The sequence below is a fragment of the Parahoeflea olei genome, assembly GCF_001703635.1.
Taxonomy (GTDB): Bacteria; Pseudomonadota; Alphaproteobacteria; order Rhizobiales; family Rhizobiaceae; genus Hoeflea; species Hoeflea olei.
In genome coordinates this window covers 23,248-36,762 of record NZ_LQZT01000001.1, presented here as the reverse complement: position 1 = coordinate 36,762, position 13,515 = coordinate 23,248, and the positions used below count along the sequence as shown (strand labels likewise).

Here is a 13,515-nt window from a genome sequence, read left to right as displayed (position 1 = left end):
GGGTTGACTATCTCGTTACCTCCAACCATAGCTGGACAGGACCATGGCGAAAACAAGGACCGAGACGAAAACAGATGCCGCCGACCTGGCTGCGCTGATTTCGCGTGCCCAGGCCGATCGCAATGCCGGCAAGGATGGTTTGCCCCCGGTCGAGCGCTGGAATCCGCCCTATTGCGGCGATATCGATATGGAAATCCGCGCCGACGGCACCTGGTTCTATATGGGCACGCCAATCGGGCGGCCGCAACTGGTGCGGCTGTTTTCCACCGTTCTGCGTCGTGACGAGGACGGAAAGACCTATCTCGTCACGCCTGTGGAAAAGATCGGCATCCGCGTGGCCGACGCGCCTTTCCTGGCGGTCGAGATGACCAGGGCCGCGGAAGAGGGCGAACCGGTGCTCACCTTTCGCACCAATGTGGGTGACGTGGTGCGGGCAGGGCCGGACAATCCGCTGCGCTTCGTCACCACCGGGGAGGGCGAGCAGTTGAAGCCCTATATCCAAGTGCGCGGCCGGCTCGAGGCACTCGTCAACCGCGCGGTCACCTACGATCTGCTGGCGCTCGGTGAGGAGACCGAGATCGATGGCGAGCGGATGTTCGCGGTGCGCTCGGACGGGGTCTGGTTTCCGGTGATGACGATGGCAGAGCTGGAGGCCGGGCTTTGAGCGCGGGGATTTCCGCGAAGCCCTTCCGGTTCGATGCGCACGACTTTCGCCTGCGCGCCCAGGGACATGACCCGGACCAGGCCTTCGGGCTCGAGCCGCCGCATCTGGGGCATGGCGACCATGTCTTGAACCCCGATCTGGTGTCCGGCCTCGCCGGAGTGAAGCTGCGGGACGCGGCGGTGCTGGTGCCGGTGGTCGACGAGGGCGACGATGCCCGGGTGATCCTCACGCGCCGGACCACCACCCTGCGCCGGCATTCGGGCCAGGTGGCGTTTCCCGGCGGGGCGATCGATCCCGGTGACGACAGCCCCGAGACCGCCGCCATGCGCGAGGCCGAGGAGGAAATCGGGCTCGACCGGCGGTTCGTCGAACCGGTCGGACGGTTGCCCGTCTACATGACCACCACCGGCTTTCACATCACCCCGATCCTGGCCGTGGTGCAGCCGGGCTACGAGATCGTGCCCAATCCGGCCGAAGTCGACGCCGTGTTCGAAACGCCGCTGTCGTTCCTGATGAACCCGGCCAATCACCGCCGTGAGAGCCGGGTCTGGGACGGCATCGAGCGCCATTATTATGCGATGCCGTTCGGCGAGCACCGGATCTGGGGCGTGACCGCCGGCATCATCCGGACCATGTATGAAAGGCTCTATCAATGAGCGAAACTGCAAGCGTGGCGGGTCAGGGCTGGTTTGCCGACCCGGCGCTCACCCGCATCTTTTCGCTTCTGAACCATGACGGCGGGGAGGTGCGGGTGGTCGGCGGCGCGGTGCGCAATGCACTGATGGAGCTGCCGGTGACCGACACCGATCTCGCCACCACCTGGCCGCCCCAAGAGGTGGTCGCGCGCGCCGAGGCCGCCGGCATCCGCGCGGTGCCCACCGGCATCGACCACGGCACGGTGACGCTCGTCATCGACGGCCGCGGCTTCGAGATCACCACCTTGCGGCGCGATGCGGAGACCGACGGGCGGCGGGCGAAGGTGGTGTTCGGCACCGACTGGCAGCTCGACGCCGAGCGGCGCGATTTCACCATCAACGCCCTCTATGCGGACAGCTCCGGCAAGGTGATCGATCCGGTCGGCGGGCTTGCCGATATCGCCACGCGCACGGTGCGTTTCATCGGCGATGCCGACGAGCGGATCGCCGAGGACCATTTGCGGATCCTGCGCTATTTCCGCTTTTTCGCCCATTACGGCGCGGGGCGGCCCGATGCGGCTGCGCTCAAGGCCTGTGCCCGCGCGCGCGACAGTCTCGCGAAACTGTCGGCGGAACGGGTCTGGAAGGAAGTCAGGACGTTGCTGGCGGCCCGCGATCCGGGGCGGGCGCTGTTGTGGATGCGCCAGACCGGCATTCTCACGCTGGTGGTGCCTGAAAGCGAGAAATGGGGCATCGACAGCATCGGTCCGCTGATCGCCACCGAAGCGGCGCTCGGCTGGCAGCCCGATCCGATGCTGCGGCTGATGGCGATCGTGCCGCCGGATGCGGAGCGGCTCAAGGCCCTGGCGAGCCGTCTGAAGCTCTCGCGGGCGGAGGCGGACCGGCTCGCCGCCTGGGCGCAGACGCCACCCATCGCGCCCACGCTTGCGATCACCGCGCTCGACAGGCTGCTCTACCGCCATGGCGAAGCACCGGTGACCGACCGCATCAAGCTGTCGCTGGTCTCGGCCCGCGCGCGCACCGAGACCGAGGCTTCGGCCTTGACGGATGCCGCGGGCCACAGCCGCCATCTCGCGCGCGCACTCGGCTGGAGCCGGCCGGAATTCCCGCTCAAGGGTTCGGATCTGATCGCGCAGGGCATGTCCCCCGGCCCCGAACTCGGGGCGCGGCTTGCCGCGCTCGAGGAGCGCTGGATCGACAGCAATTTCAGTCTCGACGCGCAAACCCTGCTCGCCGGCCCTCAGTGAGGCACGGCAAGCCGGGATGCGCGCGAGACGGTTTTGCGCGTCTCAGGAGACGTTTTCTTCCTCGCTGATCCGCGCCTTGATCTGCTCGACGATCGACGGGCGAATGATGCTTTCCCCGTGCGTCTGTCGCAGGTGATCGACCGCGCGGGCAACGATTTCCGCGTCCTCTTCAGCCCGAGTGTGCCAGTCGCATCCGGGAACGAGGGATCCGCAATGGAAAGTTCTCATGGCTCATTCTCCTTTCTGTCTCCGGGGCTGCCGCGCCGGTCACCCAGACGGGGGTGCAAAGACGACGCGGACAACGTCCTGATCGATGCATCGCGAGCGGAAAAGTTCCGTCACAAGGCGCAAATCGCGCCGCATGCACCGGTGCCGCGCGCGGCCTGAACCGGCGGTTCGCGCCGCCGCGGAAACACCATACCCGAATTTAGCGACAGATGCATGGCCGCTGCATTGATGCATGTCATGCCGACCCGCTTCCGCCGCGGGCGCGAAAGTCGCATGGCCGGACCGAACCTCCCGCGCGCTCATCCGTTTCCTGCACTGGCAAGATGTTAACCATCTTCGCGTAGCTGTGGATCAAGAGCGTGTTTACCGGGTATCGAGACAAGGCGGCGTGATGATTGTAGGCCTGAGCACCTTCGATGCGATCCTCGACTCCGTGATGCGGGAGGAGCGCGAGGCGCCCGAGGTGTCGACGAGGTCCTGGGCGGGCATGGACGGGTTGATGTCGAGTTTCGTCGCCTCGCGCCCGCGCGGCGGCGAGCCTGCGGATGAAGCGGTTCCCGGCCGGTTCGGCTATGACGATATCACCGAAATGCCGCGTCCCCGGATGCGGCAGCAGCCGCGACCCAGGCCGCAGGCGCCCAAGCCACGGCCCGCCGTGACGGAAACGGAGAGGCCGCGGATCGACACCGCCATCTACAAGCGGCTCACGCCCGAGGACATTGCCCGCGACCTGGGCCTGCTTGCCAGCGACACGCCCGCCCATCTTCAGCGCAAGCGCCGCGCTTTCGCGCGCCTCAACCATCCGGACCGCGCGCCCGCGGAATTTCGCCTGGCCGCCACCCAACGCATGCAGATCGCCAACAGGCTGGTCGACGAGGCCTTGAGGAAGGCCAGGGCTTCGGTTGCGGCACAAGCTGCTGCCGCCGGCGGGCCCGCTGCCGCGCGGCGCTGAGGCAAAAAAAAAGCCCCCGCCATCGGCGGGAGCCTGGATGAGAGCCGGTTTTTGGGCTCAGGGATACATCACCACCGGTGGCAGCGAGGACAGGATCGAGGCGACATTGCCGCCGGTCTTGAGCCCGAAGATCGTGCCGCGGTCGTAAAGCAGGTTGAACTCGACATAGCGGCCGCGCCGGATCAGTTGTTCGGTGCGTTCCGCCTCGGTCCAGGGCTTGTTGAAATTGGCGCGCACGATCTTGGGGTAGACCACGTTGAAGGCGCGGCCGACATCCTGGGTGAAGGCCAGGTCTGCGGCCCAGCCGCCCTTTTCCTCGTCGCTGTGCAGCCAGTCGTAGAAGATTCCGCCGATGCCGCGCGGCTCGTCGCGATGCGGCAGGAAGAAATACTCGTCGCACCAGGCCTTCATTTTCGGATAGTCGGCAACCGCGTGGCGGTTGCAGGCAATCTCCATGGCGCGGTGGAACAGAAGCGTGTCGGGGTCGGTCTGGGTGCGGCGGTTGTCGAGCACCGGGGTGAGATCCGCGCCACCGCCGAACCACTGGCTGGTGGTGACCACCATGCGGGTGTTCATGTGCACCGTCGGCACATGCGGATTGACGGGATGCGCGATCAGCGAGATGCCGGATGCCCAGAAGCTCGGGTCTTCCTCGGCGCCGGGCATCTGCTTGCGGAATTCGGGCGAGAACTCGCCATGCACGGTGGAGGTGTGCACGCCGACCTTCTCGAACACCCGGCCCTTCATGATCGACATCGTGCCGCCGCCGCCCTTGCCTTCGTCGCGCAGCCATGGCGTGCGCTCGAAGCGGCCCGGCTCGCCGGCGGACTGGGGATTGTCGACCTCGGCTTCGAGCGTTTCGAAGCTCTGGCAGATATGGTCACGCAAGCTCTCGAACCACGCGCGCGCGGCTGACTTCTTGTCTTCGATGTCGTCGGGCAGTCCGACCGGCAGGGGTGGGCGTTGCATGGGAGCTCCTCGTCATGATGTCGGGTAAACTCATAGCAGCCACGCACGCGGGATGTAACCTTGCCTTTACCATGCTCCCAGTGTCTTTTTCGCGGAGCCTCTCCGGCGGTGTAACGCAACCCGATGCGGTGCCACGCGATTCGCAAAGACTCGCGGGCTGCATCATTTTGCGCTAATATCGGGCCAGCCAAGGAAAGAGCATGAACCAGTTTCCACCCCGCCGACCTCCGCTTGACGGCTTGCGCCGGGAGATTGCGCGTGCGCGCAGCGAGAAGGCTGCAGGACGCTCGGGCGGGTTCGTGCGCAAGACCTACCGCATGACCCGCGAAGAGGCGCGCGCCACCGCAAAGGAATGGTTCTCCACCTGGCCCAAGGCCGCCTACTGGACCGAGGTCGAAAGCTGGCGGCCGCTGCCGGGCGAGGGCGACACCATCGAATTCACCATGCGCCGGCTGCCGACCGCGGACTGAAGTGTATCCTTTTCCGGCTGAGGGAAATCTAGGAAAAAGTCGCTCGAACAGGAGTGTGAAACATGGCTCTTATCATCAAGGACAAGACTGTCGATGCACTCGCCGAGCGATATCAGGTGGCCATAAAGGCAAAGACCAAGACCGAAGCCGTCAGAAAGGCCCTGGAACGGGCGCTTGGCGACCCTCACGCCAAGGACGATTACGTCGAAAGGGGTATCGCCTGGAGCAAGGCCTTCAACGCACGCACCAAGAACGCTGCAATCGACTATGACGAGAAGGCTTTCATCGATCGTCTTTACGAGGATGACTGATGTTCATCGATGCATCGGCCCTCATCGCGGTCATGACCGAAGAGGACGATGCAGCGACGCTTTTCATGCGGATGAATGATGCAGACGTGCGCCTTGTCAGCGCAGCGGTGGTCTGGGAGGTTGTTGCCAATCTCGCCAGAAATCCAAGTCTTTCGGTACAAGGCGCACGGGACGAACTGAAATTATTCCTCGCAGAATTCGACATTCAGATCGTGCCGATTCCTCCGGAGGCCGGCTTTGCGGCTCTTGATGCCTTTGAGCGGTTCGGGAAGGGGCGACATCCCGCGTCACTGAATTTCGGAGATTGCCTTTCTTATGGGTGCGCCAAGGCCTTTGGTCTGCCGCTCCTGTGCAAGGGAAATGATTTCGGATTGACGGACGTCAACACGGCTTGACGAGCTTTGCCGCGGTTGCCGGCTTAATCTTACCTGGCCACCGACTTCTGCAGAACCAGCCGCGGGCCGGTGCCGCTTGCGGCGGCGCGGTCGTCCGGATTGTAGAGCTGGCAGGTCTCGAGCGAGAGGCAGCCACAGCCGATGCAGCCGTTGAGACGGTCGCGCAGCCGTTCGAGCATGCCAATGCGGGCGTCGAGATGGGCGCGGAAGCCCTGGCTGATCTGTTCCCAGTCGCGCTTGGTGGGCGTGCGTTCGAGCGGCAATTGCCGCAGTTGCGCCCGGATCTCCTCGAGCGAGAAGCCGAGTTGCTGGGCGATCAGGATGAAGGACAGCCGGCGGATGTCGGAGCGGAGAAACATCCGCTTGCCGCCGGCCGAGCGCCGTGCGGCCACCAGCCCCTCGTCATCGTAGTAGCGGATCGCCGAGACGGCGAGGCCCGTGCGGGCGGCAACCTCGCCGATCGTCAGCAGGCCGGTGTGTTTGCGGGGCATGAAAAAACCTCTTGATCTCAAGTTTACTTGAGAAAGTAGCATGGGCCCACGTCAAGGCAACCCATTCTGGTTTCAAGGAGCACAGCATGACCCAGTCCGTTCTCGAACATGTCAATTTCACCGTCCCCGATGCCGCGCGCTCGGCCGCCTGGCTGTGCGCGGTGTTCGGCTGGAAGATCCGCTGGCAGGGGGCGGCCCGCAATGGCGGCCAGTCGATCCATGTCGGCAGCGACGACCAGTATCTCGTCGTCTTCACCCCGAAGGAGGGAAGCCTGTCCAATACGCAGGGCAGGGACGTGACCGGCGCGATGAACCATATCGGCGTGGTGGTCGACGATCTCGATGCGGTCGAGGCGCGGGTCAAGGCGCAGGGCTACGAGACCTTCAACCACGCCGACTACGAGCCCGGCCGCCGGTTCTACTTCGAGGACGAGAACGGCATCGAGTTCGAGGTCGTGAGCTATGCCTGAGGCCCGGCCGGCCTAAAGCCCGAACCGGCGCGTGAGTTCGCCCGCGACCATGGCGACGCTCATGGCGAGGTTGAGGCTGCGGCGGCCGCGGACCATGGGAATGGTCAGCTCCACATCGGCCGCGGCGTGCACCTTGGGCGGCACGCCCGCGCTTTCGCGGCCGAACAGCACAACGTCCTGGGCGGTAAATGTCTGGGCGGTCTCGTCGACATAGGAGGTGGTCGCCTGGGTGGTCATCAGCACCAGTCGCCGGTTTTCCTCCCGGCGCCAGTCCTCGAATTCCTCCCACCCGTCGTGGCGGGTGAGCGCGGCCATTTCGATATAGTCCATCCCGGCGCGCTTGAGGGCGCGGTCGGTCATATCGAAGCCCGCCGGGCCGATGATGTGGATGCCGAAGCCCAGGCAGGCGCCGAGGCGCAGGATTGAACCGGTGTTGCCGGGGATGTCGGGCTGGTAGAGAGCGATGAGTGGTCTGGTCATGGTGGGCGGGTTTTGTGGTGATTTTACCACAAGATCAAGCGAGGATATCGGTGGATCCGCAAAAACCGCGGTGGCAATCTGGCGCAACCGGAAAATAAGGGCTACATCGGCGCATCTTCAACGCGAACCTGACGGAGGCTGACATGCATATCATCGATACCAGCCTTCCGCCGGCGGCAACGAGCCGCTGACTTCACGGGTCTTCGCGATTCCAGCTTCCCATTTCGGATTAGGCCCCCTTGCCGGGGCGTCATCGCGCAGCCCAAGCCCTTTTCAGGCGTGATCCGGCCATAGGCTGAGTCCGTCGCGCCAAATTTTTCTAGGAGGCATCCATGTTTGGATGGTTCGAACGCCGATTGAATCCCTATCCGCAGGCAGTGCCGACGGCACCGCCCGAGGGGCTGGTGGCCTTTTGCTGGCACTATTCGCGCGACGCCGCACCCTGGCTGCTCGGCCTGGGGCTGGTCACCGCGCTGATCGCCATCGGCGAGGTGATGCTGTTCGGGTTTCTCGGCTCGATCGTCGACTGGCTCGCCAATACCGAGCCGCAGGGCTTTCTCGGGCGGGAATGGCCGCGCCTTTTGATGATGGGCGCGGTGCTGCTCGTCGGCCTGCCGGCCGCGGTGATGCTGCATTCGCTGATCGTGCACCAGACGCTTCTCGGCAATTACCCGATGATCGCGCGCTGGCAGATGCACCGCTACCTGCTGCGCCAGAGCCTGAGCTTCTTCTCCAACGAGTTCGCGGGCCGCGTGGCCACCAAGGTGATGCAGACCTCGCTGTCGATCCGCGAAGCGGTGATGAAGCTGCTCGACGTGTTCGTCTTCGTCTCCGTCTATTTCGTCGCCATGATCACCATGGTGGCGAGCGCGGAATGGCGGCTCGTGCTGCCGCTCTTGGTCTGGCTCGCGGTCTACACCTTCCTGATCATCCATTTCGTGCCGAAGCTGAAACGCATTTCCGCCGAGCAGGCCGATGCGCGCTCGGCCATGACCGGACGCGTGGTCGACAGCTACACCAATATTTCCACGGTCAAGCTGTTCTCCCATGCCGGCCGCGAGGAGGCCTACGCGCAGGAAAGCATGAACCTGTTCCTGGAATCGGTGCACCGGCAGATGCGCCAGGTGACGATGTTCGAAAGCTTCGTCTACCTCAACAACTGCGTGCTGGTGTTCATCGTCTCGGCGATGGCGATCGGCTTCTGGATGACGGGCATCGTCTCCGTCGGCTCCATCGCCGTCGTCATCGGGCTTGCGCTCAGGATCAACGGCATGTCGCAGTGGATCATGTGGGAGGTTTCGGCCTTCTTCGAAAACATCGGCGTGGTGCAGGACGGCATGGACATGATGGTCAAGCCGCATGAGGTGGTCGACCGGCCGGGTGCACGGGCGATCGAGTCGCCAAAGGGTGGCATCGCCTTCCAGAATGTCCGCTTCCACTATGGCAAGCAGAGCGGCGTGATCGAAGACCTCTCGCTCACCATCAAGCCGGGCGAGAAGATCGGCCTCGTCGGCCGCTCCGGCGCGGGCAAGACCACGCTCGTCAACCTGCTCTTGCGGTTCTACAATCTGGAAACGGGCCGGATCCTGATCGACGGCCACGACATCGCGCTGGTCAGCCAGGACAGCCTGCGCGGCCAGATCGGCGTCGTCAGCCAGGATACCTCGCTGCTGCACCGCTCGGTGCGCGACAACATCGCCTATGGGCGACCGGACGCGAGCGAGGCGGAGATCATCGAGGCGGCGCGCAAGGCCAATGCGCTCGATTTCATCGCCGATCTCGAGGACCTGGCCGGGCGCACGGGCTTCGACGCCCATGTCGGCGAACGCGGCGTCAAGCTGTCGGGCGGCCAGCGCCAGCGCATCGCGATCGCGCGCGTGTTCCTCAAGGACGCGCCGATCCTGGTGCTCGACGAGGCCACCTCGGCGCTCGACTCGGAAGTCGAGGCAGCGATCCAGGAGAACCTGTTCGCGCTGATGGAGAACAAGACGGTGATCGCAATCGCCCACCGTCTGTCGACGATCGCGCAGATGGACCGGCTGGTGGTGCTCGACCAGGGCGAAATCGTCGAGACGGGCGTTCACGACGACCTGATCAAGTCGGGCGGCATCTATGCCGACCTGTGGTCGCGGCAGTCCGGCGGGTTCATCGACGCAGACGCGGACCCCTCCAGCGCCGCCGAGTAGCCTTTCAGGAAAGGAGGGCGCGGATTGCCAAACCGCAGCCGCGCCCTATTGTTGCGCTCATGATTTTCCGACCCCTGCTTGAAGCGTTCGAACGCTGGATCGATCCGTTTGTCCGGCGTGAGAGCTACCGGCCGCCGGCGGCGACCTTCGGTTTCCTGTGGCATTTCGTGGGGCAGGCCAGGGGTGCGTTCGCGGCCATGCTGGCGCTGGGCGGGCTGGTGGCACTGCTCGAGGCGGGGCTGTTCTATTTCGTGGGCCGGCTGGTCGACGTGCTCGACCAGTCCGATCCGGCCGCGGGCTGGGAGGGGCTGATCGCCGGCCATGGCCCGACGCTCGCCTTCATGCTGTTCGTGGTGTTGCTGGGGCGGTTTCTCGTGGTCACGGTCGCGGCGCTGGTCGAGGAGCAGACGGTCGTTCCGGGCTTTCTCAACCTGGTGCGCTGGCAGGCCCATACCCATGTTTCGCGCCAGAGCCTCGGCTTCTTCCAGAACGATTTCGCCGGCCGCATCGTCACCAAGGTCTGGTCGGCGGGGCAGGCCACCGGCGATTTCATGGTTTCGCTTCTGCAGGTGGTCTGGTTCATCATCATTTACACCGCGACCACGATGGCGCTGGTGGCGCAGCTCGACTGGCGGCTGTCGGCGCTGGTGCTCGTGTGGATCACCGCCTTCGGCGTGCTCGCACGCTATTTCGTGCCGCGCATCCGGCGCCATGCGCGGGCGAGCGCGGAAGCCTCGGCGATGCTGACCGGCCGGCTGACGGACAGCTACTCCAATATCCAGACGCTCAAGCTCTATGCGCGCGAGGCCGACAACGACCGCTACATCAGGGAGGGCTTCGACCAGTTCGTGGCCACCATCGTGCCGTTCACGCGGCATTTGACCGGGGTCCGCGCCTCGCTCGCCGCGCTGTCGGGCCTGATGATCGCCGCGATCGCCGCGTTTTCGATCGATCTCTGGCTTGCCGGCGCGATCTCGGTCGGCGCGGTCGCGTTCACGCTGTCGCTCGTGCTCAGGCTCAACATGCTTCTGGGCCGGATGATGACCCAGCTCAACAGCCTGATGCGCAATCTGGGAACGGTGCAGAATTCCGCCGAACTGGTGGCGCGACCAATCGATCTCAAGGATCGCGCGGAGGCGGGCGAACTCCGGATCGAGCGCGCCGGCATCCGGTTCGATCGCGTCCGTTTCGGCTACGATCCGGCCCGGCCGGTGATCGAGGACCTGTCGCTCACGATTGCGCCGGGGGAAAAGCTCGGAGTGGTGGGCCGCTCGGGGGCGGGCAAGTCGACCCTGGTCAATCTGCTGCTGCGGTTTTACGACCTGCAATCGGGGCGGATCGAGATCGACGGGCAGGACGTTGCCGATGTGCGCCAGGAATCCCTGCGCCAGGCGATCGGCATGGTCACGCAAGATACCGCGCTTCTGCATCGCTCGATCCGCGAGAACATCGTGTTCGGCCGGCCCGAGGCGAGCGACGCGGAAATCCTTGCCGCCGCACGCACCGCCGAGGCGCTCGGTTTCATCGAGAGCCTGAGCGACCAGCGCGGCCGCAGGGGGCTCGACGCCCATGTCGGCGAGCGTGGCGTTAAGCTGTCGGGCGGCCAGCGCCAGCGCATCGCCATCGCCCGGGTGATGCTCAAGAACGCGCCGATCCTGGTGCTCGACGAGGCGACCTCGGCGCTCGATTCCGAGGTCGAGGCGGCGATCCAGGAAAACCTCGACCGGCTTATGGAAGGCAAGACCGTGATCGCCATCGCCCACCGGCTCTCCACCATCGCGCGCATGGACAGGCTGGTGGTGATGGACCATGGCCGGGTGATCGAGACAGGCACGCATGCCGAGCTTCTCTCCCGCGGTGGGCTCTATGCGGATTTGTGGGCACGTCAATCCGGAGGCTTCATCGGCACCGACGAAGCCGCGGAATAGCCGCGAGACCCTGTCACGGTATGACGTCCAAAGCTGTTGCAGGCGATGCTTTGACGCCGCCTGCCTGTCCCGGTTCAATATTGAAGGACTTCCGATGCCCTTGTCCGATTTCTTGTTCCGGCCGTTTGAAAGTCTCGTCAGACCGCTCAACATGCCGGTCGAGCCGCTGCCCGACAGTGGAGCGTTTGCGGTGCTGTTTCATTTCATGTCGCGCTTTCGCGGCATTCTGATTGTCGTCGCGTTTCTCAGCGCCATTGGCGAGGCGATCAATCTGACGGTGGTCTGGGGCTTGTCGTTCGTGGTCGACGGGATCGCCTCTGGTACCGTGAGTGACTTTGTCGGGCGCGAATGGCCGGTGCTGGCGTTCATCGGCCTGCTCATATTCCCGATCGGGCCAATCCTGACATTCATCGGCAATGCAATTTCGGGGCAGGCACTCGGCGTCGGATTGCCGGCGGCCATCCTGTGGCAGGGACACAAGGCTGTGGAGCGGCAGGACCTGTCCTTCTTTCACGACCTTTTCGCAGGGCAGGTTGCAAGCCGGATTTCACAGGTGACCAATGCGGTGCAGAGCCAGCTGTCGCTCGCCTTCCAGGACATCCCGCATTTTATCCTGCAGTTCGTCGGCTCACTGGTGTTGCTGACCGTGCTGGCCTGGCCGCTGGCCGTGCCGGTTGTCATATGGATGATCGCCAACGCCGTGCTGAGCTGGCGGGTGATCCCGCTTTTCTCGAAGCGTTCGGGCGGCGTTGCCCGCGCCTCAAGCCTCGTGGTCGGCGCAATGACCGACATTTACGGCAATATCCAGATGGTCAAGCAGTTCGCGGCCGAGGACAGCGAGGCGGGGCAGATGCGCAAGGTCATCGCCCAATCCATCGACAGCCAGTATCAGGAACGCCGGGTCTTCATCTCGGCCAATATCTTGCTGGTTGGCCTGAATGCGCTGCTGTTTTTCGCAACCTTCGCCGTCGGCCTCTTTGGTTTGAGCCGGGGGATCGTCTCGATCGGCGATTTCGTTGCCGCTGTCGCACTGGTGCAGCGTCTCGCGGCCAACGGACGCGCCTTTCAGGCCATGGGACAGCAGATTTTCCGGACGATCGGCATTCTCGAGGACGCCATGCCGGTGCTGACCACGCCGCCCACAATTCTCGATGCGCCCGATGCGCCCCCGCTTGCCGTCAAGTCTGGCGAAATCCGCTTTGATCAGGTCTCCTTCGCCTATCGAAACAACCTTACGGTGCTCGACGATCTCTCCCTGACCATCGCGGCCGGCGAAAAGGTAGGGCTCGTGGGCCGATCAGGAGCCGGCAAGTCGACGCTGGTGGCGCTCTTGTTGCGGTTTTTCGATGTCCGGGGCGGACACATTCTCATCGACGGGCAGGATATTCGCGACGTGACCCAGGCATCTCTCAGATCCCATATCGGGGTGATCGCGCAGGACGTGTCGCTTCTGCACCGTTCGGTGGGCGACAATATCCGCTATGGCCGGCCCGGCGCCGAGGATGCGGAGGTTGAAAGGGCGGCTCGCCTGGCCGAAGCCGATGGTTTCATTTCCGCGCTCTCGGACAGCAGCGGCCGCAGGGGGCTCGACGCCCATGTCGGCGAGCGTGGCGTCAAGCTGTCGGGCGGGCAGAGGCAACGCATCGCCATCGCCCGGGTGATGCTCAAGAACGCGCCGATCCTGGTGCTCGACGAGGCGACCTCCGCGCTCGATTCCGAGGTCGAGGCGGCGATCCAGGAAAATCTCGATACGCTGATGGAAGGCAAGACCGTGATCGCCATCGCCCACCGGCTCTCCACCATCGCGCGCATGGACAGGCTGGTGGTGATGGACCATGGCCGGGTGATCGAGACCGGCACGCATGCCGAGCTTCTCTCCCGCGGCGGGCTCTATGCGGATTTGTGGGCACGTCAATCCGGGGGCTTCATCGGCACCGACGAAGCCGCTGAATAGCTTGGCCGTTTCATACCGCGACATTGTGCCCTTCCGGTCGTCTGCGGTATGGACTTATCTTCTCAAGCGGAATAGAACCCGCGCGATTGTTAGTATTCTGTCGGATTGCCGACT

General features: G+C 64.5%; 15 protein-coding genes. 11 read left to right on the top strand and 4 right to left on the bottom strand.

The genetic code is table 11. The features are described from left to right. Positions 1-43 precede the first annotated feature (43 nt). The 3 genes from AWJ14_RS00215 to AWJ14_RS00205 are packed head-to-tail and all read left to right on the top strand — an operon-like array spanning position 44 to position 2,567. Positions 44-664 carry a DUF1285 domain-containing protein gene (locus tag AWJ14_RS00215; protein WP_066173284.1) on the top strand — a complete coding sequence of 207 codons (621 nt, stop codon included), beginning with the start codon at positions 44-46 and terminating at the stop codon, positions 662-664. Further along, positions 661-1,320, top strand: coding sequence for a CoA pyrophosphatase (locus AWJ14_RS00210; protein WP_083219919.1), 660 nt, complete (start codon positions 661-663; stop codon positions 1,318-1,320). The genes AWJ14_RS00215 and AWJ14_RS00210 overlap by 4 nt, the downstream gene beginning before the upstream one ends. Further along, positions 1,317-2,567 carry a CCA tRNA nucleotidyltransferase gene (locus AWJ14_RS00205; protein ID WP_066173281.1) on the top strand — a complete coding sequence of 417 codons (1,251 nt, stop codon included), beginning with the start codon at positions 1,317-1,319 and terminating at the stop codon, positions 2,565-2,567. The genes AWJ14_RS00210 and AWJ14_RS00205 overlap by 4 nt, the downstream gene beginning before the upstream one ends. A gap of 42 nt (positions 2,568-2,609) precedes the next feature. Here AWJ14_RS00205 and AWJ14_RS00200 read toward each other — a convergent pair whose 3' ends face one another. Then, positions 2,610-2,795 carry a DUF1059 domain-containing protein gene (locus AWJ14_RS00200; protein WP_066173278.1) on the bottom strand — a complete coding sequence of 62 codons (186 nt, stop codon included), beginning with the start codon at positions 2,793-2,795 and terminating at the stop codon, positions 2,610-2,612. A gap of 391 nt (positions 2,796-3,186) precedes the next feature. Between AWJ14_RS00200 and AWJ14_RS00195 the strand changes: the two genes are divergently transcribed. Beyond that, complete coding sequence (locus tag AWJ14_RS00195; RefSeq protein WP_066173275.1) at positions 3,187-3,747, top strand: hypothetical protein; 561 nt, start codon at positions 3,187-3,189, stop codon at positions 3,745-3,747. Positions 3,748-3,804: 57 nt separating this feature from the next. Here AWJ14_RS00195 and hemF read toward each other — a convergent pair whose 3' ends face one another. Continuing rightward, positions 3,805-4,716 (bottom strand): oxygen-dependent coproporphyrinogen oxidase, encoded by a 912-nt coding sequence (gene hemF, locus AWJ14_RS00190; protein ID WP_066173272.1) that lies wholly within the window; start codon positions 4,714-4,716, stop codon positions 3,805-3,807. Between the two features lie 200 nt (positions 4,717-4,916). Between hemF and AWJ14_RS00185 the strand changes: the two genes are divergently transcribed. From AWJ14_RS00185 to AWJ14_RS00175, 3 genes are all read left to right on the top strand, one after another. Beyond that, positions 4,917-5,186 (top strand): hypothetical protein, encoded by a 270-nt coding sequence (locus AWJ14_RS00185; protein WP_066173269.1) that lies wholly within the window; start codon positions 4,917-4,919, stop codon positions 5,184-5,186. A 62-nt stretch (positions 5,187-5,248) separates the two neighbouring features. Further along, complete coding sequence (locus AWJ14_RS00180; RefSeq protein ID WP_066173266.1) at positions 5,249-5,497, top strand: type II toxin-antitoxin system VapB family antitoxin; 249 nt, start codon at positions 5,249-5,251, stop codon at positions 5,495-5,497. Then, entirely contained in the window at positions 5,497-5,892 is a 396-nt protein-coding gene (locus AWJ14_RS00175; protein ID WP_066173263.1) for a type II toxin-antitoxin system VapC family toxin, read from the top strand. Before AWJ14_RS00180 ends, AWJ14_RS00175 begins: the two co-directional genes overlap by 1 nt. 29 nt (positions 5,893-5,921) lie before the next feature. Here the strand turns inward: AWJ14_RS00175 and soxR are convergent, their stop codons facing one another. Continuing rightward, the gene (gene soxR / locus AWJ14_RS00170) at positions 5,922-6,383 is read right to left on the bottom strand and encodes a redox-sensitive transcriptional activator SoxR (RefSeq protein WP_066173260.1); all 462 of its coding nucleotides are present in this window, start codon (positions 6,381-6,383) and stop codon (positions 5,922-5,924) included. Positions 6,384-6,469: 86 nt separating this feature from the next. On the opposite strand from soxR, the gene AWJ14_RS00165 reads away from it, so the two are divergent. Further along, positions 6,470-6,853, top strand: a complete 384-nt coding sequence (locus AWJ14_RS00165; protein WP_066173257.1) for a VOC family protein — start codon at positions 6,470-6,472, stop codon at positions 6,851-6,853. 12 nt (positions 6,854-6,865) lie between these two features. Here the strand turns inward: AWJ14_RS00165 and AWJ14_RS00160 are convergent, their stop codons facing one another. Continuing rightward, positions 6,866-7,333: a tRNA (cytidine(34)-2'-O)-methyltransferase gene (locus tag AWJ14_RS00160; RefSeq protein ID WP_066173253.1), complete on the bottom strand. Its 468-nt coding sequence runs from the start codon at positions 7,331-7,333 to the stop codon at positions 6,866-6,868. A 332-nt stretch (positions 7,334-7,665) separates the two neighbouring features. On the opposite strand from AWJ14_RS00160, the gene AWJ14_RS00155 reads away from it, so the two are divergent. The 3 genes from AWJ14_RS00155 (at position 7,666) to AWJ14_RS00145 (ending at position 13,401) form a co-directional block, all read left to right on the top strand. After that, complete coding sequence (locus AWJ14_RS00155; RefSeq protein WP_066173251.1) at positions 7,666-9,519, top strand: ABC transporter ATP-binding protein; 1,854 nt, start codon at positions 7,666-7,668, stop codon at positions 9,517-9,519. A 59-nt stretch (positions 9,520-9,578) separates the two neighbouring features. Continuing rightward, positions 9,579-11,447, top strand: a complete 1,869-nt coding sequence (locus AWJ14_RS00150; RefSeq protein WP_066173249.1) for an ABC transporter ATP-binding protein — start codon at positions 9,579-9,581, stop codon at positions 11,445-11,447. Positions 11,448-11,541: 94 nt separating this feature from the next. Further along, entirely contained in the window at positions 11,542-13,401 is a 1,860-nt protein-coding gene (locus tag AWJ14_RS00145; protein ID WP_066173246.1) for an ABC transporter ATP-binding protein, read from the top strand. Positions 13,402-13,515 lie beyond the last annotated feature (114 nt).

Coding starts and splice junctions, on each gene's coding strand:
- AWJ14_RS00215 (WP_066173284.1), top strand. CDS start 44: ATGGCGAAAACAAGGACCGAGACGAAAACAGATGCCGCCGACCTGGCT.
- AWJ14_RS00205 (WP_066173281.1), top strand. CDS start 1,317: ATGAGCGAAACTGCAAGCGTGGCGGGTCAGGGCTGGTTTGCCGACCCG.
- AWJ14_RS00200 (WP_066173278.1), bottom strand. CDS start 2,795: ATGAGAACTTTCCATTGCGGATCCCTCGTTCCCGGATGCGACTGGCAC.
- AWJ14_RS00195 (WP_066173275.1), top strand. CDS start 3,187: ATGATTGTAGGCCTGAGCACCTTCGATGCGATCCTCGACTCCGTGATG.
- hemF (WP_066173272.1), bottom strand. CDS start 4,716: ATGCAACGCCCACCCCTGCCGGTCGGACTGCCCGACGACATCGAAGAC.
- AWJ14_RS00185 (WP_066173269.1), top strand. CDS start 4,917: ATGAACCAGTTTCCACCCCGCCGACCTCCGCTTGACGGCTTGCGCCGG.
- AWJ14_RS00180 (WP_066173266.1), top strand. CDS start 5,249: ATGGCTCTTATCATCAAGGACAAGACTGTCGATGCACTCGCCGAGCGA.
- AWJ14_RS00175 (WP_066173263.1), top strand. CDS start 5,497: ATGTTCATCGATGCATCGGCCCTCATCGCGGTCATGACCGAAGAGGAC.
- soxR (WP_066173260.1), bottom strand. CDS start 6,383: ATGCCCCGCAAACACACCGGCCTGCTGACGATCGGCGAGGTTGCCGCC.
- AWJ14_RS00165 (WP_066173257.1), top strand. CDS start 6,470: ATGACCCAGTCCGTTCTCGAACATGTCAATTTCACCGTCCCCGATGCC.
- AWJ14_RS00160 (WP_066173253.1), bottom strand. CDS start 7,333: ATGACCAGACCACTCATCGCTCTCTACCAGCCCGACATCCCCGGCAAC.
- AWJ14_RS00155 (WP_066173251.1), top strand. CDS start 7,666: ATGTTTGGATGGTTCGAACGCCGATTGAATCCCTATCCGCAGGCAGTG.
- AWJ14_RS00150 (WP_066173249.1), top strand. CDS start 9,579: ATGATTTTCCGACCCCTGCTTGAAGCGTTCGAACGCTGGATCGATCCG.
- AWJ14_RS00145 (WP_066173246.1), top strand. CDS start 11,542: ATGCCCTTGTCCGATTTCTTGTTCCGGCCGTTTGAAAGTCTCGTCAGA.